Source organism: Dactylosporangium sp. CA-139066, assembly GCF_050936175.1.
GTDB lineage: Bacteria > Actinomycetota > Actinomycetes > Mycobacteriales > Micromonosporaceae > Dactylosporangium.
The window spans coordinates 89,373-112,909 of the sequence record NZ_JBNJNH010000003.1; the positions used below are offsets into that span (position 1 = coordinate 89,373).

General features: G+C 71.1%; 43 protein-coding genes. 3 read left to right on the forward strand and 40 right to left on the reverse strand.

Annotated elements, in window-relative coordinates:
* Positions 1 to 190 precede the first annotated feature (190 nt).
* The 40 genes from ACQEVU_RS58470 to ACQEVU_RS58665 form a co-directional block, all read right to left on the reverse strand.
* Positions 191 to 1,837, reverse strand: coding sequence for a DUF3987 domain-containing protein (locus ACQEVU_RS58470; RefSeq protein ID WP_433334698.1), 1,647 nt, complete (start codon positions 1,835 to 1,837; stop codon positions 191 to 193).
* On the reverse strand, positions 1,834 to 2,937 hold the full coding sequence (locus ACQEVU_RS58475) for a hypothetical protein (RefSeq protein WP_433334696.1): 1,104 nt from the start codon (positions 2,935 to 2,937) through the stop codon (positions 1,834 to 1,836). Before ACQEVU_RS58475 ends, ACQEVU_RS58470 begins: the two co-directional genes overlap by 4 nt.
* Complete coding sequence (locus ACQEVU_RS58480) at positions 2,934 to 3,554, reverse strand: hypothetical protein (RefSeq protein WP_433334694.1); 621 nt, start codon at positions 3,552 to 3,554, stop codon at positions 2,934 to 2,936. Before ACQEVU_RS58480 ends, ACQEVU_RS58475 begins: the two co-directional genes overlap by 4 nt.
* Positions 3,554 to 4,432, reverse strand: a complete 879-nt coding sequence (locus ACQEVU_RS58485; protein WP_433334692.1) for a DUF7221 family queuine tRNA-ribosyltransferase-like protein — start codon at positions 4,430 to 4,432, stop codon at positions 3,554 to 3,556. Before ACQEVU_RS58485 ends, ACQEVU_RS58480 begins: the two co-directional genes overlap by 1 nt.
* Positions 4,429 to 4,779 carry a hypothetical protein gene (locus ACQEVU_RS58490; RefSeq protein WP_433334690.1) on the reverse strand — a complete coding sequence of 117 codons (351 nt, stop codon included), beginning with the start codon at positions 4,777 to 4,779 and terminating at the stop codon, positions 4,429 to 4,431. The genes ACQEVU_RS58485 and ACQEVU_RS58490 overlap by 4 nt, the downstream gene beginning before the upstream one ends.
* Entirely contained in the window at positions 4,779 to 5,366 is a 588-nt protein-coding gene (locus ACQEVU_RS58495; RefSeq protein WP_433334688.1) for an HNH endonuclease signature motif containing protein, read from the reverse strand. Before ACQEVU_RS58495 ends, ACQEVU_RS58490 begins: the two co-directional genes overlap by 1 nt.
* Entirely contained in the window at positions 5,363 to 5,551 is a 189-nt protein-coding gene (locus tag ACQEVU_RS58500; RefSeq protein ID WP_433334686.1) for a hypothetical protein, read from the reverse strand. The genes ACQEVU_RS58495 and ACQEVU_RS58500 overlap by 4 nt, the downstream gene beginning before the upstream one ends.
* A complete protein-coding gene (locus ACQEVU_RS58505; RefSeq protein ID WP_433334684.1) occupies positions 5,548 to 5,811 on the reverse strand; it encodes a hypothetical protein in 264 nt (87 codons plus the stop codon). Before ACQEVU_RS58505 ends, ACQEVU_RS58500 begins: the two co-directional genes overlap by 4 nt.
* Complete coding sequence (locus ACQEVU_RS58510; RefSeq protein WP_433334682.1) at positions 5,808 to 6,692, reverse strand: hypothetical protein; 885 nt, start codon at positions 6,690 to 6,692, stop codon at positions 5,808 to 5,810. The genes ACQEVU_RS58505 and ACQEVU_RS58510 overlap by 4 nt, the downstream gene beginning before the upstream one ends.
* Positions 6,693 to 6,835: 143 nt before the next feature.
* On the reverse strand, positions 6,836 to 7,036 hold the full coding sequence (locus ACQEVU_RS58515) for a hypothetical protein (protein ID WP_433334680.1): 201 nt from the start codon (positions 7,034 to 7,036) through the stop codon (positions 6,836 to 6,838).
* Between the two features lie 256 nt (positions 7,037 to 7,292).
* Positions 7,293 to 7,553, reverse strand: coding sequence for a hypothetical protein (locus ACQEVU_RS58520; RefSeq protein ID WP_433334678.1), 261 nt, complete (start codon positions 7,551 to 7,553; stop codon positions 7,293 to 7,295).
* Positions 7,553 to 7,789: a hypothetical protein gene (locus tag ACQEVU_RS58525; RefSeq protein ID WP_433334676.1), complete on the reverse strand. Its 237-nt coding sequence runs from the start codon at positions 7,787 to 7,789 to the stop codon at positions 7,553 to 7,555. Before ACQEVU_RS58525 ends, ACQEVU_RS58520 begins: the two co-directional genes overlap by 1 nt.
* Entirely contained in the window at positions 7,786 to 8,550 is a 765-nt protein-coding gene (gene thyX, locus ACQEVU_RS58530; RefSeq protein WP_433334674.1) for an FAD-dependent thymidylate synthase, read from the reverse strand. Before thyX ends, ACQEVU_RS58525 begins: the two co-directional genes overlap by 4 nt.
* Positions 8,547 to 9,173, reverse strand: a complete 627-nt coding sequence (gene tmk / locus ACQEVU_RS58535; RefSeq protein WP_433334673.1) for a dTMP kinase — start codon at positions 9,171 to 9,173, stop codon at positions 8,547 to 8,549. The genes thyX and tmk overlap by 4 nt, the downstream gene beginning before the upstream one ends.
* The gene (locus tag ACQEVU_RS58540; protein ID WP_433334671.1) at positions 9,170 to 9,535 is read right to left on the reverse strand and encodes a WhiB family transcriptional regulator; all 366 of its coding nucleotides are present in this window, start codon (positions 9,533 to 9,535) and stop codon (positions 9,170 to 9,172) included. Before ACQEVU_RS58540 ends, tmk begins: the two co-directional genes overlap by 4 nt.
* A complete protein-coding gene (locus ACQEVU_RS58545) occupies positions 9,532 to 9,966 on the reverse strand; it encodes a hypothetical protein (RefSeq protein WP_433334669.1) in 435 nt (144 codons plus the stop codon). Before ACQEVU_RS58545 ends, ACQEVU_RS58540 begins: the two co-directional genes overlap by 4 nt.
* Positions 9,967 to 10,123: 157 nt before the next feature.
* Positions 10,124 to 10,267: a hypothetical protein gene (locus ACQEVU_RS58550; protein WP_433334667.1), complete on the reverse strand. Its 144-nt coding sequence runs from the start codon at positions 10,265 to 10,267 to the stop codon at positions 10,124 to 10,126.
* Positions 10,264 to 10,746, reverse strand: a complete 483-nt coding sequence (locus ACQEVU_RS58555) for a YkgJ family cysteine cluster protein (protein ID WP_433334665.1) — start codon at positions 10,744 to 10,746, stop codon at positions 10,264 to 10,266. The genes ACQEVU_RS58550 and ACQEVU_RS58555 overlap by 4 nt, the downstream gene beginning before the upstream one ends.
* Positions 10,743 to 11,126: a hypothetical protein gene (locus ACQEVU_RS58560; RefSeq protein WP_433334663.1), complete on the reverse strand. Its 384-nt coding sequence runs from the start codon at positions 11,124 to 11,126 to the stop codon at positions 10,743 to 10,745. Before ACQEVU_RS58560 ends, ACQEVU_RS58555 begins: the two co-directional genes overlap by 4 nt.
* Positions 11,123 to 11,473, reverse strand: coding sequence for a hypothetical protein (locus ACQEVU_RS58565; RefSeq protein ID WP_433334661.1), 351 nt, complete (start codon positions 11,471 to 11,473; stop codon positions 11,123 to 11,125). Before ACQEVU_RS58565 ends, ACQEVU_RS58560 begins: the two co-directional genes overlap by 4 nt.
* The gene (locus tag ACQEVU_RS58570; protein WP_433334659.1) at positions 11,470 to 12,411 is read right to left on the reverse strand and encodes a DUF5131 family protein; all 942 of its coding nucleotides are present in this window, start codon (positions 12,409 to 12,411) and stop codon (positions 11,470 to 11,472) included. The genes ACQEVU_RS58565 and ACQEVU_RS58570 overlap by 4 nt, the downstream gene beginning before the upstream one ends.
* Before the next feature lie 172 nt (positions 12,412 to 12,583).
* Positions 12,584 to 12,883 carry a response regulator transcription factor gene (locus ACQEVU_RS58575; RefSeq protein WP_433334657.1) on the reverse strand — a complete coding sequence of 100 codons (300 nt, stop codon included), beginning with the start codon at positions 12,881 to 12,883 and terminating at the stop codon, positions 12,584 to 12,586.
* Entirely contained in the window at positions 12,880 to 13,293 is a 414-nt protein-coding gene (locus tag ACQEVU_RS58580; RefSeq protein WP_433334655.1) for a hypothetical protein, read from the reverse strand. The genes ACQEVU_RS58575 and ACQEVU_RS58580 overlap by 4 nt, the downstream gene beginning before the upstream one ends.
* Before the next feature lie 11 nt (positions 13,294 to 13,304).
* Entirely contained in the window at positions 13,305 to 13,511 is a 207-nt protein-coding gene (locus tag ACQEVU_RS58585) for a hypothetical protein (RefSeq protein ID WP_433334653.1), read from the reverse strand.
* The gene (locus ACQEVU_RS58590) at positions 13,508 to 14,113 is read right to left on the reverse strand and encodes an Lsr2 family DNA-binding protein (protein ID WP_433334651.1); all 606 of its coding nucleotides are present in this window, start codon (positions 14,111 to 14,113) and stop codon (positions 13,508 to 13,510) included. The genes ACQEVU_RS58585 and ACQEVU_RS58590 overlap by 4 nt, the downstream gene beginning before the upstream one ends.
* On the reverse strand, positions 14,110 to 14,358 hold the full coding sequence (locus ACQEVU_RS58595; protein WP_433334649.1) for a hypothetical protein: 249 nt from the start codon (positions 14,356 to 14,358) through the stop codon (positions 14,110 to 14,112). Before ACQEVU_RS58595 ends, ACQEVU_RS58590 begins: the two co-directional genes overlap by 4 nt.
* Positions 14,355 to 15,281, reverse strand: a complete 927-nt coding sequence (locus tag ACQEVU_RS58600; RefSeq protein WP_433334647.1) for an exonuclease domain-containing protein — start codon at positions 15,279 to 15,281, stop codon at positions 14,355 to 14,357. The genes ACQEVU_RS58595 and ACQEVU_RS58600 overlap by 4 nt, the downstream gene beginning before the upstream one ends.
* On the reverse strand, positions 15,278 to 15,673 hold the full coding sequence (locus ACQEVU_RS58605) for a hypothetical protein (RefSeq protein ID WP_433334645.1): 396 nt from the start codon (positions 15,671 to 15,673) through the stop codon (positions 15,278 to 15,280). The genes ACQEVU_RS58600 and ACQEVU_RS58605 overlap by 4 nt, the downstream gene beginning before the upstream one ends.
* Positions 15,667 to 16,227: a hypothetical protein gene (locus ACQEVU_RS58610; RefSeq protein ID WP_433334643.1), complete on the reverse strand. Its 561-nt coding sequence runs from the start codon at positions 16,225 to 16,227 to the stop codon at positions 15,667 to 15,669. Before ACQEVU_RS58610 ends, ACQEVU_RS58605 begins: the two co-directional genes overlap by 7 nt.
* Positions 16,224 to 17,174 (reverse strand): hypothetical protein, encoded by a 951-nt coding sequence (locus ACQEVU_RS58615; RefSeq protein WP_433334641.1) that lies wholly within the window; start codon positions 17,172 to 17,174, stop codon positions 16,224 to 16,226. The genes ACQEVU_RS58610 and ACQEVU_RS58615 overlap by 4 nt, the downstream gene beginning before the upstream one ends.
* A gap of 26 nt (positions 17,175 to 17,200) precedes the next feature.
* Entirely contained in the window at positions 17,201 to 18,085 is an 885-nt protein-coding gene (locus ACQEVU_RS58620) for a PD-(D/E)XK nuclease-like domain-containing protein (protein ID WP_433334639.1), read from the reverse strand.
* On the reverse strand, positions 18,082 to 18,312 hold the full coding sequence (locus ACQEVU_RS58625; RefSeq protein ID WP_433334637.1) for a hypothetical protein: 231 nt from the start codon (positions 18,310 to 18,312) through the stop codon (positions 18,082 to 18,084). The genes ACQEVU_RS58620 and ACQEVU_RS58625 overlap by 4 nt, the downstream gene beginning before the upstream one ends.
* Positions 18,309 to 18,617, reverse strand: coding sequence for a hypothetical protein (locus tag ACQEVU_RS58630; RefSeq protein WP_433334635.1), 309 nt, complete (start codon positions 18,615 to 18,617; stop codon positions 18,309 to 18,311). Before ACQEVU_RS58630 ends, ACQEVU_RS58625 begins: the two co-directional genes overlap by 4 nt.
* A gap of 5 nt (positions 18,618 to 18,622) precedes the next feature.
* Positions 18,623 to 19,000: a hypothetical protein gene (locus ACQEVU_RS58635; protein ID WP_433334633.1), complete on the reverse strand. Its 378-nt coding sequence runs from the start codon at positions 18,998 to 19,000 to the stop codon at positions 18,623 to 18,625.
* Entirely contained in the window at positions 19,000 to 19,140 is a 141-nt protein-coding gene (locus ACQEVU_RS58640) for a hypothetical protein (protein WP_433334631.1), read from the reverse strand. Before ACQEVU_RS58640 ends, ACQEVU_RS58635 begins: the two co-directional genes overlap by 1 nt.
* Positions 19,141 to 19,250: 110 nt before the next feature.
* A complete protein-coding gene (locus tag ACQEVU_RS58645; protein WP_433334629.1) occupies positions 19,251 to 19,676 on the reverse strand; it encodes an SsgA family sporulation/cell division regulator in 426 nt (141 codons plus the stop codon).
* Positions 19,673 to 19,903 carry a hypothetical protein gene (locus ACQEVU_RS58650; RefSeq protein ID WP_433334627.1) on the reverse strand — a complete coding sequence of 77 codons (231 nt, stop codon included), beginning with the start codon at positions 19,901 to 19,903 and terminating at the stop codon, positions 19,673 to 19,675. The genes ACQEVU_RS58645 and ACQEVU_RS58650 overlap by 4 nt, the downstream gene beginning before the upstream one ends.
* Entirely contained in the window at positions 19,900 to 20,238 is a 339-nt protein-coding gene (locus ACQEVU_RS58655; protein WP_433334625.1) for a hypothetical protein, read from the reverse strand. Before ACQEVU_RS58655 ends, ACQEVU_RS58650 begins: the two co-directional genes overlap by 4 nt.
* Positions 20,239 to 20,488: 250 nt before the next feature.
* Positions 20,489 to 20,632: a hypothetical protein gene (locus ACQEVU_RS58660; protein ID WP_433334624.1), complete on the reverse strand. Its 144-nt coding sequence runs from the start codon at positions 20,630 to 20,632 to the stop codon at positions 20,489 to 20,491.
* Positions 20,610 to 20,894 carry a hypothetical protein gene (locus ACQEVU_RS58665; RefSeq protein WP_433334622.1) on the reverse strand — a complete coding sequence of 95 codons (285 nt, stop codon included), beginning with the start codon at positions 20,892 to 20,894 and terminating at the stop codon, positions 20,610 to 20,612. Before ACQEVU_RS58665 ends, ACQEVU_RS58660 begins: the two co-directional genes overlap by 23 nt.
* A gap of 195 nt (positions 20,895 to 21,089) precedes the next feature.
* Here ACQEVU_RS58665 and ACQEVU_RS58670 point away from each other — a divergent pair, with 195 nt between their 5' ends.
* From ACQEVU_RS58670 to ACQEVU_RS58680, 3 genes are all read left to right on the forward strand, one after another.
* Entirely contained in the window at positions 21,090 to 21,536 is a 447-nt protein-coding gene (locus ACQEVU_RS58670) for a helix-turn-helix domain-containing protein (protein WP_433334620.1), read from the forward strand.
* 148 nt (positions 21,537 to 21,684) lie between these two features.
* On the forward strand, positions 21,685 to 21,987 hold the full coding sequence (locus ACQEVU_RS58675) for a hypothetical protein (RefSeq protein ID WP_433334618.1): 303 nt from the start codon (positions 21,685 to 21,687) through the stop codon (positions 21,985 to 21,987).
* Entirely contained in the window at positions 21,987 to 23,480 is a 1,494-nt protein-coding gene (locus ACQEVU_RS58680) for a recombinase family protein (protein WP_433334616.1), read from the forward strand. Before ACQEVU_RS58675 ends, ACQEVU_RS58680 begins: the two co-directional genes overlap by 1 nt.
* The last annotated feature ends 57 nt before the right edge of the window (positions 23,481 to 23,537 follow it).

A 23,537-nucleotide genomic window follows, 5' to 3' on the forward strand; every position in this document is an offset into this window, starting at 1 on the left:
TATATTAAAAACCACCTCTATTATCGCGAGGGCCTTGATCCACACCCGCACCCCTTCGTTAGCGCAAAAGCGAGAAAAGCGAGAAAAGTCGAGCGATCTTGCGTTTCCCCAGGTCGCAGCCTCGCGAAGGCCAAAACTTTTCTCGCAGCGACGGCGAGAAAAGTGCGAGAAAAGGTCCCCCGCCAGAGCCCTACGCGGCATCGTCATCGCCCGTCCTGGGCTTGACGCCACCCCGGCAGACCGCCCACCCCGGCCGTCCGCGCGTGGGCACCTGCTCCAGCGAGTAGTTGCCCGTCTCCATGAGCTCGCCGATCCACCGCGACATCGCAGCCTTCGACGCCTTGTTCATGAACACCCGCCTGTTGATCTCACTGCGCAGCGCGTAACCGAACTCGGCGTTGTCGACGTACTCCTTGATCCGGCCCGCCTCCTCCGACAGGCCCGACGCCTTTCCCGCCGCCAGGAAGTGCTCGATCGACCACTCGCCGATCGTGATCGCGTCCTCCATCACCTGCTCCGACAGTTCGTCGTCGGTCGACAGGCCGGCGGCCAGGTGCAGCAGCGCCGCCACCCGCATCACACGCGCCAGATGCTTCGACCCCCACGCCGCCGCAGCGAGCAGGTCACCGGACGCCGGGTGCAGCCGCCCCTCGAACTCGCGCTCGTACTCCCGGTGCCGCTTGAACGCCGCCCGGGTCAGGTCGATCGTCGGAGCGTCCTCAGTCGGGGTGTCGCCGATGACGTCGTACTCGACGATCGACGCGATCAGCCCCGACCACCAGTCGCGGCCCGACCGGTCCGGGCGCTCCGCCGGCAGGTCCTTGTAGTAGGTGGCCGGGCGTTCCTCACGCTGGCCGATCAGGTCGCCGGGGATCGACACCAGGAACCGGTTGATGACGCCCGCGTCGACCATCGCATGGTCGCGGAGCATGTCGGCGATGATTCCCGGCTGTGGGGCGATGACCAGCGACAGCGCGGCCCGGTCGATCGGCTCCGAGTTCCGGGTGATCCGGGCCGGGGCGTAGGAGCGGCAGTCGTAGCCAACGAGGACCAGACCCAGGTTGCCGGTCTTCCCGCCGTTGTACATGCCGCCCAACATGCGCAGGAACGTGCCCTCGTCATCGACGATCGCGCCGGCCCCGCCGTTGGCGGCGAGCTTCGCCGCCAACGCCTCGACGCTGATGTCACCGTCGAACATGATCTGCGGCGCGGGTGGCGGCTCGGTGCGCAGCTTCTCGGCCTCGGACTCCTTGGCCTTCGCCTGCGTCCGGAATGCCTCACGGGCCCCGGCCGCCGTCGGCGCGGTGGCGTTCGCCTGCCGGTACAGCTGCTCCGCCTCGTGTTCGAGTCCGGCGATCCGCTCACCGAGGCGCTGCTGGTGCCGCTCGGTGAGCAGTTTGAGCGCCTTCCGAGCGCCGCGGCGCAGCTCCTCGATGGTCGGCGACTTCCCGGCGCCGGACGGCAGTCCGCAGCAGGTGTACAGGTTGCACGGCTGGGTCCAGTCGAGGTCGCGCCGGACAATGATCCGGGGTCCGGCAACAGCGCCGAGCATCCCGAGCATGGTGAGCGCGACCAGGTCGACGGGGACCTGTTTGCGTACGGCGAGGTCGTGGCAGTAGGCCCGCATCGGCTCGGGGAGCGTCTGCGTCGGGAAGCGGCGCGCGTACCCGCGTCCGGCAACGAACGGGGTGGCGCCGAGTCCCATGACCGGCTCAGCCGGGAGCGTGGCCGGCGGGTTGACGCGGTCGGCGAGCCGCTCGGAGAGGTGGATGACGTTGCTGCCCCGGCCCTCCCACTCCGCTTCGTCGGCGTCCCAGAGTCCCTCGGTGTACGTCACGCCGCCTCCCGTCCGCCGTAGCCGAGCCGCCGGAGCTCGCGGGCGGCCTCGGCGAAGTGGTGAGCGCTGGTGCCCCCGAAGTTGAGCAGCGTGTAGGCGCCGAACTTCGTCATCGGCGTGTTCTGCGGAAACTCGGTGGCGTCGGTGAACACCCACAGCCGGTCCCGGGCGGGGTCGCGGCCGGTGGTAGCGGAGATGCCGCCGCGCCGGTCTTTGCCGGGCCGCACCCAGTAGCGGGCGTGGCCGTGTTCATAGGCGAACGTCCAGCCGTGGGGCTCGAGGATGTCGGCCCAGTCGACCTGCTGTTCGTAGTCGATGCCCGGGTTGCCGGTGCCGGCCGCCAGGGGGCGGCGCGGAACGGCCGGGGCCACCGGCGCGGCGGGAGCGATGGCGGGCCAGACGTCGGTGAGGTTGTCGGCGAGGTTCGCGAGGCTGTACCGGCGGCCGGTGTCCTCGACGATCCGGCAGGGCCGCTCGGTGCCGGTCTTGCGGTTGACGGTGCCGGGGACGCGCAGGATGCGGGACAGGTCCCCGACGTTGCCGTACGTGTACCCGTGCCGGGCGGATACGGCGGCGATGACCTGCTGCCACCGGTCGGTGAACGCGGCGGCCCGCTCGTGGTCGCGGATCGGCGCCGGCTCGGCGAGCAGCCACCAGGCGTACATGCCGCCGCCGGAGTGCACCCACAGGGACGGGGTGAGCAGCCCGCTGTCGTCGATGAGGTCGCGGACGGCTGCCTCGTCGGGCGGCAGGGGTTTGGTGGTCTTGTGGCCGGGCCCGGCGATGTCGAGGTCCGCGGCGACGCCTGGCAGGGCGGCCGAGTCGTGGTCGCTGCCGCGGCCTTTGCGGGGCGGGGCGACGAGCGTGGTGGTACGGGTGTAGATGCCGGCGGCGCCGGCCTGGTCGAGGCGGGTGATGCGGTCGGTGGCGCGGCCTGCCCAGCCGGGGTCGGCGGTGTCGTAGGTGCGGCCCCGGAACCGGTCGAGGTCGGAGCCGATCCACACCTGACCAGTGCTGCGTCCGTGGAGCGTGGTGAGCCAGTCGTGGACGGCTTGCTGGTCGTAGAGGCTGCAGATCTGGTCGGTGATGGTGGTGGTCACGGCGCACCTCCCGGCCAGCCGCAGTCGCAAGCGGCGCGTCCGTCCTTGCCGACGATGCGGTGCCAGCCATGGAACGGACACGGCTGGATCAGGTCGGTCCCGGGTGCGTGTTTGACGAGTCCCCACCCGTAGCTGCTGTAGCCGCGGCCGAGGGCGCGGATGGAGTCGTGGGCGCCGCAGGCGAGGCACCGGCCGACGCGGAGCCGCGCGTCGAGGGGCTCGACGAGGTTCTGCCGGTTGGAGCCGGGACAGGTCGACGGCGGCGCCTGCCAGCGGGGCGAGAAGACGAGCGGCGGGAGCCCGGCGGGAACATCGTCCTGGCCGGCGCCGAGTGCCCGTCCGACGCAGGTGCCGCAGACGGGCTCGCCGGGCGGCAGGTCGTCGACGAGCCACAGGGGTCCGCGGTCGTCGCTGGTCTGGGCGAACGGTCCGCACCAGTAGTTGTAGGTGGTCCACGGCCCGCGCCCATGACTGGCGGGGTTGTCGATGGCCGACCGGACGCGATGCCAGCGACTGTTGCCCCGGCCGCGGACGTACCGGGGTGCGGTCGTCAGAGCGGTCTGGCCGTACCAGTTGCCGCCGCTGGTGGTGACGGGGGGCAGGAGCGCGACGGGCATCAGGCGGCCCCCTCGAACAGGTCGAGCGCAAGCTGCCCGCCGGCGTCCTCGCCGATGTCGCCGAGCCGGCGGTACCAGTCGAGGGCGAACGTCAGGCAGTTGGCTTCGTTGATGTGGGTGGCGGACCCGCAGCGTGTCGGTGTGCGCCGCCCGTCGTAGGACCAGGCCATGGAGTCGGCGCTGGCGAGGTGATGCCCGTACCGGGCGAGCCCGGACGTCTTGACCCCGAACCCGTGCAGGGCCAGGCCGAGGTTCGACAGGGCGGCGAAGATGGCCTCGATCTCGCCGGTGGCCTGCCGCCGGCAGACGGACCCGACGCCGACGACGGGATAGTCCCGCAGGCGGATGCCGGCCGTCTCGTAGAGGTCGACGCAGCGCAGGTAGTCGTCGAGGGTCCAGCCCTGCAGGACGGGCATGAACGGGCAGAACTCGGGGTCGCGGGTGTGCGCAGCGTCGGGCCGGCCCCACAGTGCCTGCAGGTCGGCGTCTTCGGCGTCCCACCACAGGTCGCGGAGCAGCCTGAAGTTGGCGACGGTGCGCTGCTGGTGTTCGGCGACGGTGAGCCCGGTCTTGGCGAGCATGAACGGCTCGACCATCCAGTCCTGGGGGGCCGCCCACTCCAGCCGGCCGATCTCGCGGTCGTAGCGGCGTACGGCGGCCACGTACTCCTGCGGGGTGGTGCGCCATTCGCCGTACAGGGACAGTTCGGAGAACCCGCCGGAGTCGAGGGCCCAGCTGGTGCGGGCGCGGGGCAGCGCGGTACGCCCGGCGAGGCGCCGGTGGGAGATGAACAGCGGGATGGGCTGCCCGTCGCGGTCGCGGGGCGGGAGGGTCAGCCAGTGCGGCATGTGGACGCCGAGGTAGAAGGTGCCGTTCACGCGCCCACCACCGCCAGGTGCCGCACCGGCTTGCCCTGGACGCCGGCCAGCGTCCCGCCGCACCACGCCGCCCCGTCGGTGTCGATGCGGGCCGTTATGCGTCCGCAGCGCACGCACATGCGCACCCGATAGTCGCCCTGGTCGGGGCACTGCGGGCGCGAGCGTTCGGAGCAGACGGGCCCGTCGAGGCCGTGCCCGTGCCCGGCGGGCCGCAGCGGCTGGACCTCCGGCGGCGGGTTGTGGGCGCAGACCGGGCCGCCCGCGGTGAGACGCGACTCGGAGCCGTGGGGGCAGCGGCCGATGGTGCGCGGGTTGCGCAGCTGGACAGTGGTGGCTACCTGGGTCATCACGCCACCAGCCCGTCGAATAGGTCGAGCGCCTCTTGGCCGTCGGTCCGCGGCGGTGATGCGGATCGACGAGTCGTACGACGTCGCAGCGCGGGTGGAGGCGGGCCCACAGCGACGGCCTTGCGCACCCGTGCCCAGGTACCGAACGTCTGGACAAGGCCGTTGCAGTGCGGGCAGGGGAACGGCCTCGGTGGCGGTTTGGGGAGCCGATCGTGTTCCTGCTTCGCCAGTAGTTCGAGGTTCTCGATGCGATTGTCGGTCTTGATCTCGTTCTTGTGGTGGACGACCTCATCGGGAAGGAGAATCCGGCCGAGGTGCTCAGCCATCACGAGTCGGTGCTCGAGGAGATATCCCGTCTTCTGGGCCATCGGGTGATTCGGCATCCAGATCGCCACGTAGCCACGGGGGGTGATGTGCCGATAAGAGGTGGATTTGCGATTTCGGGCGACGTATCGGTTCGAGCACGTTTTTCCACAGAACCGGTTGCGCCGCTGCGCGAGCCGACGATCCTTCTCCGACTTGATGTGACTGAAGTCGAGCGGTTTGGAGCACTCTTCGCAGGCGCGGATCGCCACCGTAGTGGTCATGCGCTCACCCGCCCCACGAGGCGCAGGTGCTGCATGTCGGCCCGCTGCCGCCACACGTTCTCGGGCACGGACCCTTCGACGCCGCACGTGGCGCAGGCCTCCATGCGGGCCAGGTGTCGCAGGCGGGCGTCGGGACAGGGCATGAGGTCGTTCGCACCGAGGCGGGTGGTGCCGGGGGCGGTCATGCGGCGCCGCCGTGGCAGCAGGTGCAGCGCGCCGCGGTCCGTTCGGGCTGGCCAACGGGTGTGAGGTCCGACCAGTTCTCGACCGCGTCATGTCCGTCGTCGGTGCGCACGTAGAGGGCGTTGGTGCCGAACCCGCCGGTGACGGTGCCGACCCAGCCGGCGCGGCGCGGACCGGGCGGGTAACCCGGGTAGCCGTGCAGCTGGACGCGGTCACCGGCCTGGTATGGCGACTTGGGCGGCACGGGCGGGTAGGTAGTCATGCCGCCTGCTTCTGCGGCAGCCGCATCGAACGCATCGTCGATACGGAGCGGGGGCCGACGCCGAGCAGTCCTGCCAGCTCTTCGACGGGCCGGTCGTGCATGCGGCGTACGACTTCAAGCTTCTCCCGCCACGGAAGCTTGACATCGGCCCCGGCGGCGAACTGCTGGATGAGCCGGTTGTCGGCGGCCGGGTCGGAGTCGTCGACGGGCGGCAGGATGCACGGCAAGGCGTCGGGGTCATCGATGGTGTCGTCATCCCAGGCGAGCGGTGGCAGCCATCCGCGGCTCTTCGCGCGGGCACGGGCGGCGTCACCGGCGGGCCCGGCGACAGGCCGCATCGACTCGCGTTCGTACAGGGCGGCGACCGCTGCCGCGGTGCGGGCCAGCACCATGGCGGCGTACGGCTGCGAGCCGCGGCTGACGAGGTTGCAGAAGTTCTGCGCGGTCCAGCCGATTGCCTCGCCGACGGCGGAGACGGTCCAGCCGATCGCGCAGAGAGCCTGGGCGCGCCGGACAGTGCCTGATGCCTCGACGTGGGCGCTGGGGGCGTGGTCGAGGCCGACGGCGAGGATGCGTTCGGCGATGTCGTAGCGGGTCGTCTTCGGCGGCGGGGTGCCGCGCTCCTTCCGCCCGCGGAGCAGGGTCCGCAGGACGGAGCGGTTCACGCCGGACAATTCGGCGACCCGGCGCGCGCCGATGCCGGCCGCGGCGAGCGAGCGGAGGTGGACGCGGACGGGCTCGGCGTCGTGGCGCCAGGTGCCGGCGGTGATCCGCTTCTGCCGGTTGATGCGGTATTCGGAGACGGCGAATGCGCAGGTGTAGCAGCGGCAGCCTTCAAGCTTGTAGCGGGCGTAGCCGTGGGGTCGTTCGGTGATGGTCAAGGTGTGCTCCCGCTTTGCTCGGGGGCAACGTCCCTGACATCGATCAGAATCTTGGTATGATCGGCGGGAAGTTGCCGGTGAGGGTGTCTTCGGAGAGCCGACTCGTCACGAGAGTCGGCTTTCGCCCTTCCGGGCGCGGGAGTTCAGGCGGCGGCGAGCCGCGCTTCGAGCTCGGCGATGCGGGCTTCGAGCTCCGCGAATCGTTCGTGGGTTTTCTTGCGAGGCCGGGTCCTGTTGGCGGCGTTCGCGGCGGCGGTGTTTCGGCTGCGCTCCTCGGGGCTGGCGTCTGCCCAGCGCTTGAGCGCGATCGCGCGCATCGCCTCGGAGATGTTGCTGTCGGCCATGGCTACCCTTTCGGGGTCGGTCCACCGCCGGGCGCGCGTTGCCGCTATGTTGATACGGCGACGCGTGCCCTGACGGGTGGGTGTTGTGGACGGCCGGTTGGGGGTTGCTTACCAGGGCTGACCCCGCCGGCCGTTTCTATAGCTGCGGTCGTACCGGCTGCGGAATTTTCGTGCATTCCTTCCGCGAGCGGTACGTGCAGCGTACCTCATCCGTGAGCCTTTGTGGCACTTGAACATGTCGCGAAAGCTCACGTGGTCAGGTGCCGTCAGCGGCGGCTTCCTCCGGCGCGGCCGGCCGCCACGGCGCCAGCACCTCCCACCCGCCGTCCAGCAGCCACACCTCAGACCGTTCGGCGCGCCCGCCGTACTGGGCGGCCAGATGCCGGGCGTCGGCCTCGTTGACGCCCTTCACCGGGCCGTGGTCGGGCAGCACGGCCCGCCAGCGTGGCCGGACGTCGGCAAAGTAGCGGAGCTCGCCGAGGAGCACCTGCGTCGGATCGTTGAGGTCGATGTCCATCAGGCCGCCCCCACGCCGGGATGCCGCCGGCGCCACTCCCGCAGGCATGCTGTGGACAGTTCAGCGGCGCCCCGCGGGTCGGCGACCACCCGCGGGGCGAGGGGTTCGCCGGGGGTGGCGCGGACGACCCGCCGGATCGTGTCGGTGACGGCCGCCGCGAACACCCCTTCCGGCATCCGGTCGGCCTCGGCGACGATCGCCAGCCAGGTGGCGTGCGGGTCCTCGACGGCCGTCACGAGCGCTCCGCGTAAGGGCTGGCCGCAACTTCGGTGCCGTCGTCAAGCGTGGTGATGGTGTAGTCGGCGAAGACGTTCGGCGCAACCCGCTGCAGCGCACGCAGGGCGAGAATCGCAACCTCGCGGATCTCCACGTCGGCGTGGACGGTGGCGCGCAGGTCAATGAAGTGTCGCCACGCCCGGTAGTTCCCCGTCACGACGATCTTCGTCTCGGCCATGTTCGGCAGCACCGCCCGGGCCGCCTGTCGGGCCTGCTTGCGCCGGGATGTTCCCGCCGGCACGCCGCGATCGCCGAGCAGCTCTTCCGCGCGTTTCGTCATCTCCTCGTAGGCGTCCATCGCCTGTTCGGCTGCGACGGCCAGAATCTCGGCCGCGTGGGAATCGTCACCGAACAGGGGCGGCAGCACCATCGCGGTGTCAGCCGCGGGCACGTACCGCTGGGACAGCTGCGAGTACGAGAAGTGCCGGTGGCGTACGAGCTCGTGGGAGAACGACCGCGAGACGCCGGTGAACCGCATGGTCACGGTGCCGTGTTCGAGGACCGACAGATGCCCGACCTCGAGGATGTGCGCGAGGTAGCCGGCGTTCGTCGCTGTGGCCGGGTTCGGTTTCGACCAGGATTGGTAGCAGTCGCGGCCGGCGAACTCGGCGAGGGCTTCGCCGCCGCGGGCGTCGGTCCGCCAGCCGGTTTCCGCCTCGGCGACCTCGGCGTCGAACCAGGTGAACGCGAGTACCTTCACGGCGGGCTTGGCGGTCTTCACGCGCCCACCCCCACGCTGAGGAGCCCCCGGACGAACGATCCGATGGACCGGGCGATCTCGTCGACCGGCCGGGTCGCGTCGAGGACCAGATACCGTCCGGGCGCCTCGGCGACAAGCTCGAGGTATGCGCCGCGGACCCGCCGGTGGAAGTCGAGGTTCTCCTGCTCGAGCCGGTCGGTGGCACCGCGTCGGGCGGCCCGGGCAAGTCCGACGGCGGGATCGATGTCGAGGAGCACGGTGAGGTCGGGAACCAGCCCGCCGGCCGCCCACGCGGACACGGCGGCGATCCAGTCGCGGTCCATGCCCCGCCCGGCAGCCTGGTAGGCGATCGACGAGTCCGCCCAGCGGTCGGAGATGACGGTGCGGCCGGCGGCGAGGGCGGGCCGGACCACCTCGGCGACGTGCTGGGCCCGGTCCGCGGCGTACAGCAGCGCCTCGGCGCGGTCGTCGACGGTCCCGGGCTCGCCGTCCAGGACGAGCTGGCGCACCGTCTGCCCGAGCGCTGTGCCGCCGGGCTGGCGGGTGACGAGCACGTCGTGGTTGAGGGCGCGTTCGAGGAGCTTGATCTGGGTGCTCTTGCCCGCCCCCTCGCCGCCCTCGAACGCGATCAATATTCCGGTCATGCGGCGGCCAGCCTTTCTTGCCGTGCGGCGTGGTAGAGGGTCAGGTTGCGGCAGTTCTTGCCGCAGAACCGGGCCTTCGCCCGGTTGCGGGTGATGATCGGGTCGCCGCACCGTTCGCAGCTGTCGGCGGGCTGCCCGTCGCCGTCGTAGACGCGGCCGGCCCGGATGACCCCGACCGGCGGGCGGACGGCGGCGTCGGCGTCACATGCGGCCTTGACCGGGCAGCCGGCGCAGTAGCGGAGCGCGGCCCGGGCGCGCGCAACCCCGGCGGCGTTGTCGACGCCGGGGCTGTATGTGGGCGAGTCCCACATGGCCGGGTCGGTGCCGCGGCACACGGCGAGGAGCCGCCATTCCTGGCTCATGCTGCGGCCCGCCCAGCTTCGGCGCGCCGCGCGCGGTGGTAATAGACGGTGCTGACTGAGACGCCGGCGAGTGCTGCAACTTGCGGACCGGACAGGCCGGTGGTGTCGAGGACTGCGATCAGCTGCGCCGTCTGCGCAGTCTCGGCGACGATCGCCGGTGCTGGTCCGCCGGCCGCCATCCGGGCGGCGCGGCGCCGGGCGACGGTGCGTTGGGAGCAGCCGACGCGGCGGGCGATTTCGGCGCCGGCTAGGCCTTGCTGGTCGAGTTGGGCGATGGCGGCGTCGCGTTCGGCGGTGGTGAGTTTCAGGTGGTCGCCCCAGGTGGCGCGCAGGACGGCGACCTCGTCGAGGTCGCGGGTGCGGTACCAGCCGACTCCCTGAGCGGCGCGGACTTGGCGCCGTCGGGACGGGGTCTGGAAGGTGGTGGTCATCGCGTTGCTCCGGTGAGGCGCGCTTCGGCTTGGTGGAGTCGCCGACGGCAGCCGCCCCGGTCGGCGCACATCCAGATGGCGCGCCACGGGGCGGGCTGCTCGTCGGCGGGTGGGACGGTGAGGCGGAGTCCGCGGCTGGAGCCGCACCAGGCGCAGTTCACCGGACCGCCACGTGCTCGGGGCAGTCGTCGAGGGGGCAGCCGTGCAGGCAGGGGCCGCACGCCCGATCGACGCAGTGCTCGCCGGTGTCGTCGGTCTCGCACAGCTCGGGGTCGCAGACGCATTCGGGGCAGCGGGTCATGGCCGCACCTCGCTACGCACCTCGTTGAACTCGCGCCAGTTCGCGGCGTCCATCTGCTGACGGGCCCAGGCGTCCAGCGCCCCATTGGCGAGCCCGGCTCGAATCTCCGTTGCCCGGTCGTGCTCCCCGGCGGCTTCGTGGACGCGGGCGATGTAATCCAGCGCGACCGCCTCAGGCAGGTAGCCGCCTTCGGGGACACATCCGTACGAGCAGCGCATGGCCCGGGTAAGGCCCCACAACCTGCAGATCAAAGGCCTGACCTCATATGCCGAGCAGCGCTTGAAGATGGTCAGCGCCGGGCAGGGCATGACCGGGTCGCGCATTGTCCGGCGCGGGATCGTCACGCCGGCGACCTGGATAATCCGCCGCCGCTCGACGCCGGTCATGTCGATGTTCGTGCAGGAGTCGTGGCAGCGGCCCCGGCACTCGATCGCCGGCAGCTCGGCGTAGATGGCGTCGAGCGCCTCCTGGACGCTCACAACGCCACCCCCGCGGGCTGCTGGTCGGCGTCGAGGTACCGCCACTCGACCCGGGTCACGACCGTGCCGGGCGTGCACCGCATGTGCTCGCAGAAGAAGTCGACGAACGCGGCGCCCGTCATCTCCGGGAAGCCCTCCAGTGCCGTCTCGCCCGGGCTGATCGAGTCGAGCGGCTCCCGGCGGACGGCGACGACCTCGACCTCGGCGATCCGGACCAGCGGTTCCACGGTGCCGTCGGCGCGTTTGCGGCCCATCACCTTCCTGCAGAGCGTGAGCTTGGTGCCAGGCTTCAGGGTTGCCCAGCCGAGGCGCCGGGTCACGGTCTTGCGGCGGGCATGCACGGCGTCCTCGGTGAGGGCGACCGACATGAGGCGGCTCACGCTTCCACCACCATGACGGGGAACGCTCCGGATGTGGATTGGTCGACGCCCCATTCCATCCACCATGGCGTCCCGTCGGCCTCGTCGCAGCCTGCGCACCCGGTCGTCGGGGTGGCGGCGCAGTCGTGAGTCGGCGGGTCAGCGAGGACCGCCCACGTCGTGGAAATGTCGAATTGGCTGCGGCCCCAGATGTCGTGCCGGTGGAACGCGGACTGGGCGGCGCCTTCGTCGTGGTGGCCGAGGGCGACCATGCCGCCGTCGTCGCCGATGAACGAGACCTGGATGCCGTCGTAGTCGGTGAAGACGTCCGTCTCGCGGGCGGTCAGGACCGCGGGGAAGGTGCTCATGCCGCCACCGCCTCACGCGCCGGGAACTGCCGGATTCGTAGGTCGTCAGGCCAGAACGTCCAGTCGCCGCCCTTCTTGTCGGTCCGCGACACCAGCTGCCCGCCCCACGACGTGTCCGACGCCCAGACCGCGCCGAGCTGCTTGACGAACACGGCCGTGCCCGCCTCGCGGGCCATCGCGATCAGCTCCCGGAGCCAGCCGAGGTCGAGCGGGCGCGATCCGGATCCGGACTCGCCCCCGAGAATCAGCCAGTCGATGCCGGTCAGGTCCAGCGACGCCAGCGGGCCCAGCAGCGGTTCGGCGGAGATGAATCGGATGGCCGCCGGGGTGTTCCGCAGCGCGTCAGCGCGCCCGGTGTGCTTGTCCAGCTCGATGCTGGTGCCCAGCCAGACGTTCGGCAGCGGCCACGGCGCCGTGTGGTACGTCGACTTCACGCCCGGGATGTACGTCGGGCTGTGCGGGGTTGCGGCCCAGTCCATCGCGGACCGGAAGTGCACGCCCGGCGCGTGCCCCGCGCCGCAGTCGCACAGGTCGGTAAGGATGCGGGCCATCCGCTCGGGCCGCTTCGTCAGGATCTGGTAGGTGTGCTGCGGCGTGGCCGCCATGACCGCCCAGAACCGGGCCAGGAACTCGCGCGACACCCGGGCATGCCCAAGATCGGACATCGAATTCACAAACACGGTTCGCGGGTCCCGCCAACGCAGCGGCTCGGCAAGCACGTCCGGGTGTAGCGTCAGGCCGAATCCGGGGCCAGAGGTGCGCGGGTCGCCGTCGTTCTGGTACTTCGCCTGGCCCATACCCTTCAGGCGCTTCGCCATGGTCAGGGCGTAGCAGTTGTCACAGCCGGCGGAAATCCGGTCGCAGCCGGTCGTCGGGTTCAGTGTCGCCGCGATCGTGCCGGGCCGGTGCGTCCACTCGATGCTGGTGTTGGTCGCCATGTGCCATGCTCCTTGTCAAGGTCAGGTGGCCTCCGCGTGCGCCGCGATAGCTCGGCGGAGGCCATCGGCTTACGTCAGGCTGCTTCCTTGTCCTCGCGCGGCCGGACCGGCTGGATCGCGCCGACGCACCCGAGCAGATCGATGGTGGGGATCGTGAGCATGGTGGCTCCTCTCAGGAGTTGGTCTGGCGGCGGATCAGCGCCGCCCGGAGTTCGGCGCGGCGCGTGACGCCAAGGGCCCGGTACGCCTGCCGCAGCTGGGTTTTGACCGTGTTGACGGACACGTGCCGCTCCCGGGCGATCTGCGGGGCGGTGAGTCCGGCCGCGGCCATGTATGCGGCCCGCAGGACTCTCGGGGTGAGGCGGGGAGTGGCGGCGTCCACCCTGGCGAGCTGGTCGTGGAGTTTGCCGATCTCGTCGACCCGGCTGGCAATCGCGGCCCGGACCTCGGCGGCCGTCAGCAGCGCCGTCACGCCGCCGCCTCGACGGCCAACTGTGCCTCCTCGACGATTTCGTCAGGCGTCCACACAGTTGCCGGCGGCGTCTTCGTCGGCCGCTCCTTCGGGCCCGTCACCAGCCAGTACGCGACGCCCTGCCGACCTGGCCGGTACGCCAGGATCGGCAACGCCGAGACGCGTTCCGCGATCCGGAGGAACTCGTTCCACTCCGCGGGCCCGCATGCTCCGGCGCCGGACATCTTGCACTGGACGAACAGCACCTGCCCGGTCTTGATCGCAACCAGATCGGTGGCGCCAAGGCTGCCCGCAGCCCGTACGACGACATAGCCGTCTGCGGCGAGCTCGCGGGCAACCTTGCGTTCGAACGCGGAGCCGCGGGCCTTGTTGGTGCGGTTCTTCGACCGGTCGACGGTCTTCTCCAGCACGTCGGGCAACGTCACGACGCCTCCTGCTGGCGGACGACCGCGACGACCCGCGAGCCGCGCCTGGCTTCCAGCGCGACCCGGCGGGCGTCGTCGGCGGGTGAACGGTCGGCGCGGCGCAGCAGGTCGGCAAGCTCGGCCTCCAGCGCGGCGTCACGCAGCGCGGCGGCCCGGTCGAAGTCGCCGTCGTCGATCGCGGCGTGGTAGTCGGCGCGGCTCATGCCGCACCCCCAGCCGCCGCATAGGCGTCCCACACCCGCTGCGGCACCCGGCCCAGCGCCGGACAGTCGACGCCGTTCCGGGCCGCCCACGCCCGAGCGGCACGGGACTCCTCGCGGCTCCTGCCGGCCTTCACCGCGCTGCCCGGCTTCAGCGCGGCAAGCCTGCCGGTCGCATGGTCCAGTTCGGCGCGGAGTCGCTCGACGAGCGCCTCAGCCTCGGCGACCTGACGGTGTTGGGCGAGCTCGTCGGCGAGGGCCGACGCGATGGCCCTGATCCGGTCGGCGGTAGCCGCGAACGCGCCACCGGCCTCGTCGGCGTCGGCGAGCGTCGCAGCGATGTCGACCCGGGCGACCGGCGACGCCGGCTGGGGTGCGGCGGCGATGAAGTCGCCGTCACGGGTGGCGGGCTCTACGGCCGGGGCGGGCTGCGTCCGCAGCGCCTGCGCCGCCTCCCGCGCCCTGGCCTGGTCGTGGCCGACGCTCTCCAGGATCTCCTCGACTGCCGCCGCTGCGACGCCCGCTGACATGGCCGCCGGCCGGCCGCCGGAGGCGAAGTTGCGCAGCACCTTCGCCCGCACATGAGGTTGCACGGTGACGGTCATGCGACCTCACCCAGCAGGATCGCCCGCCGGTGGGCGTGCACGTCACCGTCGCGCTGCCACCACAGGTCGGCGACCGGCCCCGGCGGCACCAGAGCCAGCGCGGCGCCGAGCATCGTCCGGAGCTGATATTCGTCCAGCCCGTACAGCCAGACGTTCACCGCGGCCGGATCGGTGCGCAGCTGCGCGGCATGCCGCTTCACCGCGAAGATCGCGGCCGAGGCGATCTCGTCCCGCTCGTCCGTCATGCCGCCACCGCCAGCGGCCACTCGGTGCTGATCCCGGCCGCGTCGTGCTCCAGCTGGGCGGACTCGTCGAGGAGCACCCGCCGGCGCTCGTCGGCATCCAGTGCCTCATCGCCGGGCGGGTCGTCGCGTCCGGCCAGCTCGCGCTTCTCCGCGGCCTGTGACTGCCAGTGCACGGCCAGACCCTCGGCCTGCTCGGCCGCCCAGCCGACCTGCGCCTCGTGCAGTTCGCCGGGCGACATGGCGCCGACCGCCTCGAACCAGGCGGCGTCCTCGGGCCGGACCTTCTTCCAGGTCGCGGACCGGCACGTCTGCCGCTGCAGGAGTTGCGGGCGGGGCAACGCGCACCAACCGGCCATCTTCCAAAGGACCCGGGCGGTGATGACCGCGTCGTAAGCGGCTCCGTGGGCCTTGTCGTCTTCCCAGGCGACGCCGTAGATGTCGGCGAGAGTCTTCAGGACGCGGGGGCCCTGCTTCTCGGACACCCGTGAGCGGTACTTGATCAGGCGCTTGTCGAGGACGATCGGGTCGACCACGGGACGGACACTCCCGCCGAGACGGTCAGTCAGTGGCGGAATGCCGAGCCGGCGCGCCTCACGGTCGAGGACGGTCAGGTCGTAGCGGGCGTTCTGAACGACCAGCGCGGCGCCGGCGCGCATCGCCTCGGCGATCTCGGTCAGGTACAGGTCGAGCACCTCGGCGGACGGCTTGCCGTTCGCCTCGATGAATTCGTCGGTCAGGCCGTGGACCTCGGTCGACTCCGGCGGAATCGGCACACCCGGGTTGACGTACGCCTGCCGCAGGTCGAGCGGCTGGCCGGGTGTGACGTAGGCGGCGGCGATGTCGATGACGCGCGCCTCGTCCGGGTATTTCGACGTCGTTTCGGTGTCCAGCGAAATGAGCGGAGTCGTTGCGACCCACTTCATGAGCTGCTCCGATCGTTGTGCGCGTCCTCGCAGAACCAGCCGCAGTGGTAGCCGAAGCAGTAGCTGCATGAGTCGCCCGGGCAGTACTCGTTCATCGCGTGGGGCTCCTGGTGGTTGAAGCCGGACTCGTCGACCCCCCATGGACGGCCGGTCGACGGGTCGATGTCGTTGGCGACCTCCGCGCGTCCGACCTCGGTAAGGTCCCAAACCGCCGCCCCGGGCGGCCCGTCCTTGCGGACGAGCCAGCCACGGTCACGGCATGCGGCCACGGTGCGCCGCTGGATCGGCGGGTCGCCAGCGGCGGTGAGGAGATCGCCGAGACGCCACGGACCGTTCACGGTCAGCGCCGCCAGCAGCACCCGTCGCTGCGGCGGCGTCGGGTGCGTCACCACGGTGCCCACTCCGGGTCGACTGCGCGCTCTAGCGTGCCGTCCTGGCGCGTCATGTGCTCGTGGAAGTGGCCGCGGTCGCGGGTGATGTAGCCGCACCTGCCTTCCGGCCGGGTCAGGTGCTCGTCGAGGTTCGGGCAGCGGCCGACGCACACCTTCCACCGCATCTCGCATTCCTGCTGCCAGTCGGTCAGCCCGTCCGTCTCGTCGCGAGTCATGGAGCTGCCCTCGGCGTGCGGGAGCAGCCACGCCGCCCGGACGATCTGGCAGCCGGTGCACATGCAGCCGACCTCGCGCTCACCGTTCGGGCCGTCCTCGTACGCCCAGATCGCGTGCCCGGCAAGGATGTCGCGGGCCGCGTCGGCGGCCTCGCGCAGCTGGGCGCGCAACTCGGAGATCTCCTCCGATCGCTCCGCCTCCCGGCAGTCGCACGCCGGGCGGTGAACGGTGCAGCCCCGCCACCGCGGGTCGCACGTGTCCTTCGGCACGTCGTACGCCTGCTTCGTGCCGTCCTGGAACCGGATCGTCGGCAGCGGGCCGACCAGCTCGGTGGTCACTGCAGCTCACCCTCGATCGGGTCGTCGAGCTCCGCGCCGCCCATGTCGACCTCCGCCGCAGGCGCGGGCATCGCCAGCTGCTCGACCGCGTCGATGACGGCCTTCGCCTCGTCCTTCGTCAGGTCGCCCCGGGACGCGATCTGCCGGCCGATCACCGAAGCCACGAACTCGCGCTGAGCGGTCGGCGAGTTGATGCCCTTCTCCGCGAACAGGGCGAACACCTTGCCCTGCTGCGCCTTCGTCATCGGCTCCGCGTCGGCGGGCGGCGCCGACACCGGCTCGGCCCGCGTCGGCGCGGGCGGCTGGTCGTCGACCTCACCGAGGATCTCCGCCGCCGTCACCCGCGGCGGCACCGGAACATAGTCGGGGGCGTCGTAGTCCTGCGCCTCCTCTGCCGACGGCATGCCCATGATCGCGTCGCTGGCGGTGAGCTTGCAGACCTCCGACGTGGCCCGCGCAATCAGCATCGCCTTCGGCTGCGTACCCCAGTTCGGGTTCTTCTTCGGGAACCCCGCCTGCGTGGCCTGCTCGATCGTCCACTCCACGACGATCCAGGCGTCCGGGTCGTTCGCGTGCTCCTTGCGGCGGCCCTTCATCACCACCCGGGTGGCGCTGGCCTCCACCATGCGGATGTCGTGGCCGTGGCTCTGCACCACCGCGCGCAGCGTCTCCGCCGCCGGGCGGGGCGTGCCCTGAATGTCGTGGAAGGCGCGCAGCGACGCCATCGGGTCGATGCCGAGCTCGGCGCCGGCAAGCATCGCCGCCGCCATCTCCTCGGGCTTCCCGCGGTACTTGACGGGCACGAACGCGGTGTTCGCGAGCTTCCGGGACATCTGGTAGGCGGCGTCGGCGGCCTGCGCCCACTCGACAAGACGGCCGATCGTCGGGTCGTGCGACGGCATCGCCAGCTCGGCGGACGGGGTCTCGGTGCGGACAGCAAGGGTCATGGTGATCTCTTCTCTGCTGTGGCGGGTCAGGAGTTGTCGTGGGCGCGGACGGCCCACGTCGGGAGGCTGATTTCGGGGATTTCTTCGTCGCTGCCGGGAACCGTGAAGCCCGGCCAGTAGCCGACCTCGGAGCAGTCGCGGTAGATGCCGATGGCCCGGTCGGCGAGCTCGCGGCCGACACGCTGCGCTTCGGCGTCGAGCTGAACGACCGACACCAGGTACGGCGGCTCTTTCATCTGGACGATGAACACGAACAGCGGGTCGTCGGCGAGCCCGACGGCTTTGACGGCGTCGCGGTACCAGGCGTCCTGGACGTGGTAGCGGAAGTTGTCGACGGCCTTGCGGAAGTCCTCGGGGTTCGCCGACGTCGATGTCTTGTAGTCGGGGATGATGAACCGGCCCCGGCTGGCGTCGGGGAGCCAGTCGAGCCGTGCCCGGCGCCAGATTCCGGCGCCCTCGTCGAACCAGAAGATCGACTGTTCGGGTTTGCCGTGGTCCGGGTTCAGCAGCGCGGACGCGTACGGGTCGCGGCGCAGCGCGGCGGCCATCGCTTTGACCTGCTCCACCTCGCGGGCGAGCAGTGGCACCTTGCCGTCGGCGCGCGCCTCCGCGGCGGCTTCCTTCGCCGCCTTGGTCCGCCAGTCGTTCGCCTCCACCGCGACGATCTCGGCGCCGACACCGAGCGCGAACTTGTGCGCGGCGTGACCCAGGTCGTACTCGCGCTTCGTCTTCGGCGGGTTGTCCGCCGCGTACCGGAACAGGGCGGGGCACGACGGCGGGAGGAGGAGCTTCGCGCCCGACGCCGACAGCGAGCCGGCGGGGACCGGGTCGGCGAAGTATGAAACCTCGTCGAGGTCGTAGACGCCGGGCTGGTCGATGATGACGGCCCGCTCGGGCAGGACCGTGGTCACCGGGCCACGCTCCGCACCGGCACGGCGGTCACGGTCCAGCCGGGCCCGAGCTCGTGCCGCAGCTCGTCGGCGCGCAGCACCGCATCCAGGTACGGCCGGGCGTGTTCGGCGTGCGTCTCGCCGCAGGGGCCCGCGCCGACGACCAGATAGGTGTTGCGGGCGACCCCGGCGGCGACCTCGCGCATCGCCGCGTCGTAGTCCCGGCCCGGCATGGCCAGTGTCGTCATGCGACACCCCAAGCGTGCAGCGCGCGGATCTCCCCGACGCTGATCTCCTCGGTCTTCTCGATCCGCAGGTCGGGGCGGATGCCGGGCGGCCGAGCGTGCCTGCCAGGGTCGGGAGCGGCAACCGCGGTGTTTGTGTGCGCCGGCCACCAGTCGTCACCCTTGCCTGCGCGCGGGGCGGCGTGCCGCGGCTGGTAGCCGAGGTTCCCGACCGCAGCGTCTGCGTCGGCGGTGCGCTTCCGGGGACCCTTGATCAGGGCGAAGGTGGCCCCGGTGAACGCGAAAGCCAGCCTGGCAAGCGTCAGCATCCGAGTCACCGCGCACCTGCCTTCGACGGGCGGCGGTGCCGGCCCTTCGGCCGCACGATCCACACCCGGAGCCGGTCCGCGTCGTAGACGACGGTCGCGTCGGCCGACGTGGCGACGACCGGAATGTGCGGACCGCCGTCGCCGCCCGGGTCCTGGTCGGTGTCCGTGCCGAGGGCGTCGGCGATCGCCGCGTCGATGACCCGGCCGGCCCTTGACATGGCCAGCCACAGCTCCGACACGCCCATCGCCACCAGCACGGCGGCGCCGGCGGCGACGATCAGTGGCCCGTACGACGTCGGCGACACGAACCGGCCCGCGATCAGGTATGTGGCGGCACCGGCGGCCAGACCGACGATCAAAGAAACGACACGACGACGGCGCATCAGCGCCACCTCCAACCGAGGAGATCGACGGCCGCCTCCTGGACGGCCAGGACGACGACGAACACGACCGCGGCGACGACGGCGAGGAACAGCACCGTCCACGTCACCTCGAACAGCCACCAGGCCAGACCGAGGAGCACGCGGACGGCCGGACGGTCACGCCCCACACGGCGTCGCGCATCGACGGCGGCGGCACGGGACCGGAACCGGGCGGCTAACGGGGCGAGGTCGACGGTTGTCGCGTCAGCGGTCACCGCGACACCCCGAACAGGTCTGTCGCAGCAAGGTCCCAGTCCAGGTGCTCGAGCTCGCCACCCGCCGGGACCAGGCCGAACGCCTCGTTGAGGAACGCGTCGAGGGGCTGGCGGCGCACCATGAGCGTGCACACCTCGCCGCCAGGCGGGGCCAAGTCGAGCCGCACATGCCGGCCGCCGCTGCCCAGCGCCGGCCGGACCGTCACCCATCCCGGGTCGACGACCCTCCGGTTGCGCCCTACGTCGAGCGCGACCCGGGCGAACGTCCACACAATCCGGGCACCGACGGCGTCGATGCCGCAGTCGACGGTGACTGCGAACGGTCGCCGCGGGTCATAGATCCAGCGGAGCGGGATGACCCCGTCGGCGTGGCCGTGCATAACGACCCTGCCTTGGATGTGGTGGTCGGCGATCCGGTTCATGCGGCGATCTCCTGCAGGTCGGCGAGGGCTCGGGTGGCCGCGTCGGCGGCGAAGCGCAGGGCGTGGGCGACGGCCCGGCCGTGCGGGGTGCGGGCGGTCGCGGCAGCCCAGTCGGCGAGCTCGCGGCGGGCGTCAACAAACGCGGTCACGGCCTGCGGGTTGTCGGCGTGGTTCCGGCGGACGAACAGCAGCGCCTCGAGCGCGTCGCCGCGGGTCCGGGGGCTCACGCCGCCGCCAGCTCGTCGACGTCGACCGGCCGCTCACCGAGGGCGTCGCCGTACCCGGCGAACACCACCCGGTCCATGCGCATCCCGAGGGTCCGCGCCGAGTCGGCCCAGCGGACCGCGACCGCGAACACCTCGCCGGCGTCCGGGCCGAACACGAGCGAGAACGCCGAACCGTCGCCGAGCGACACCGCGCAGCCGAGCCAGCCGCCGCGGACCTGGCGCACCTTGACCGCCCAGCGGCCGGACGGCAGGCGGACGGCCTGGACCAGGTCGTTGGTGCGGTGGACGTAGGACGGGTTCACCTCGACGGTCGTCCGGGCGAGGACGGCGGTCATGCCGCATCACCACAGCCGCGGTGGTTGACGCGAGGGCAGGTCTCGAAGTGGCGGCGGCGGCCGAACGCCGTGTCGCGCCAGCTCCGGTTATAGGCGCGGAGGACGTCTTCCTCCGTGACGGCCGCGGTGGCGGTCGACGCCGTGTTGGCCGTACGATCTGGTCGAAGCATGAGCGTCGACCCCTTTCGCTTGGTTTGGTCGGGTTGGCGCAGGGCCTCGGCGGGTGCCACCGTCGGGGCCCCGTTTCGTCTCAGGCGGCCTTGACGTCCTGGCCGGCGCGTCGGGCCTTGCGGGCGGCGATGCTGCGGCGGACCTGGTCGATGGCGAGGGTCAGCGCCCGGGCGGCGGCTTTCCCGGCGGCGCTGTCCGGGTCAAGCGGCCTGACCGGCTCCACGGCTCACCCACCCCTCGGTGAAGTTGCGCTCGTACGGGATGTCGGGCCAGCGGTTGCGTACGGCGCAGATGAGCAGCGCGTGGACCGGGCCGCCCATCGCGGCGCGGTGCAGGGTGCCGACGCTGACGCCGAGGTCGTCGGCGCGGGCCTCGTAGGTGACGAGACCGGTGCCGGCGAACAGCCGATCGAGTGCACCGGGCCGCAACAGGACCGCGGGGCGGCGGTTGCGCTGCCGGAGCGTCTCCCTTTTCGTTCCTTCCATGGATGGAACAGTAGCTGATACTCGCCATCAGCGGAAGGATTCCGAAGACATTCCAGCGGGGGAACCATCTGGGCGATGTGGAGGTGGTACGTTCAGCCCATGTCAGTGATCGCCATGGATGGCAACGATCGCCGCACGCGGTCCATCCCGCGTCAACGGTCATTCCAGGGTTGGAATGGCGTAGCATCTGGGCGCGTGGACAGCACGCCCGGCAAGACGCCGACAGAGTTCGGGTTCGCACTCCTACGGGCCATGGCCGCCGCCGGGTACACCAAGCAGGCGCCGTTCGCGCGCGACGCCGGACTGGCCGGATCGACGCTCAACCGCCTCATCTACGGCGGCGTCGAACGGCCCACCTCCGAGACGCTGCTCCAGATCGCAAAGGCGCTCGTACCGGCCGACGCTGGAACGTCGGAGCAGGTGCGCGAGATGGTCAACGCCAAGCACGCCGAACTGCTCGTCGCCGCCGGCTATGCCGTCGGTGGCGCGGTGGCGCGAGTGCTCGACCCGCTCGCGACCGAGCTGGACGACCTGCTGGATGAGGGGTCGCATCTCAGTGATGACGATCGAACCTATATCCGGAACATGGTCGACAGGGTCATCGACCCGTATCGACGCAGGGCTCGGCGGCGCCCAAGCTGAGGTTCCAACTTTGGAATGAATCCTCGTTCATTCCCGTGCCGGAACCGGAAACACCCGCTACACCTGACATACGGATCATGCGCGTAGCCGGGGGTCAGCCGCCACGCACGCCGCCAGCAGCGGCGTGCCCTGACCCCAGGAGACCACCATGAACGCTGCACGCCCCCACGGCCGAAGCGCAGCCCTCATCACCGCCGTCATCATCACCGTCACCGCCGTCATCGCCACCGTCGACAACTGGCACGGCGCCCCCTCCACCCTCCGCGAACTCGCAGCCCACGCCTGGGTCGTCTACGCCCTCCTCGCCTGCACCGACCGGGTCATCGACGCCATCCGCGACCTCATCGACCGCGTCGAACGCCACGGCGACGAACGCCACGCCGAAGGCGTCCTCGAAGGCATCCACAACGCCACCCCACCCGCCACACCAACCCAATTGCGCAGGCGCTAATGCCCAGACGCCGCCCCAAAACCCAGCCGGCCACCACCTCCGCCACGCGTGTCGCCCTCTACGTGCGCGTGAGCTCCCTCATGGGACGCGAAGGCGACGGCTTCCACAGCCCCGAAGTCCAACTCGACGGCATGCGCGGACTCATCCACCGCGAAGGACTCCGCGAGACCGCCGTCATCGACGACGACATCGACGTCTCCGGTCAAACCTTCGACCGTCCCGGCATCCGCCGCATCCGGGACCTGGTTGAAGCCCGCGAAATCGACGTGGTTGCCGTCTTCATGCTCAACCGCGTCGGCCGCAACCTCGCCGAATCCCTCCTGTTCGTCCGCTGGCTGCGCGAACGCGGCGTCCGGATCATGTCCGCCTCGGAGAAGATCGACGACAGCCCCGAAGGCCAGTTCATGGTCGGCCTGTTCCTCAACATGGCCGAACTGCAGGGCAATCAGATCGGCCAGACCTGGGCACGGATCATCGAACGCCGCGCCCGGCTCGGCCTCGCCCACGGCAACGCAGCCCAGGGCTACCGCCGCACCGGCGACGGCCTCGAGATCGACCCGATCCTCGGCCCCGTCGTCACCGACATGTTCCGCGCCTACGCCGACGGCGAGCTCGTCGCCGACATCACCGACAAGCTCGCCGCCGCCCGCGGCCGGCCCGTCGCCAAGTCCCGGGTCAAGGTGATGCTCCGCAACCCGCTCTACGCCGGCCGGATCGTCGTCGAGTCCTCCACCGGCGGCACCATCGACGTCCCCGGCGTCCATCCGCCGCTCGTCGACGCCGAGACGTGGAACCGCGCCCAGCAGCGCATGGCCCGCGACGCCGTCACCCCGCCCCGGCACCTCGCACCCGCCTACAGCCTCACCGGGCTGCTGCTGTGCGCCCACTGCGACAAGCACCTGCAGGTGTGGCACTCGACCGAGCACGGCAAGGACAAGCCGACCCGGCGGATCGTGTGCAAGCACGGCAAGGAGGTGCAGACCTGCAAGGGGGTCGGGTCGCCGCTGTACGCGCCGATCGAGCAGCGGGTCCTGGACGAGGTCGTCGACTACGCCCGGCACCTGCCTGTCGATCAGGTCGCGTTGGCGCGGCGGCAGGCCACGGTCGACAGGGCTGCGGCGTCGCTGCCGTCGGTGGAGGCGGAACGGCTCCGTATCCGGGAGGCGATGGCGAAGCTCACGAAACGTTGGGCGCTGGGGAAGGTGCCGGATGCCGCGTACGAGACGAACATCGCCGACTTCGAGGCCGACCTGGGTCGCCTCGAGACTCGGGAGGCGCAGCTGCGGCAGGCTACGCGGATGCCGGCGCCGGCGAAGCTGCGGAAGGCGGTCGAGGAGATGTTGGAGCTGTGGCCGGACGCGAACGGCACGGAGCGGAACACCCTGCTGCGATCGGTTGTCAGCGATGTGACGGTCCGTAAGGCGGCGTACTGGCGGGAGCCTCCCGAGGCGCTGGTCACCAGGGTCAGGTTCCACTGGACGTACGACGAGTAGACCTGATCTGGGCTTTGACGTGCGGAAACAATCATTGTTGTTTGCGAATGCGGACGA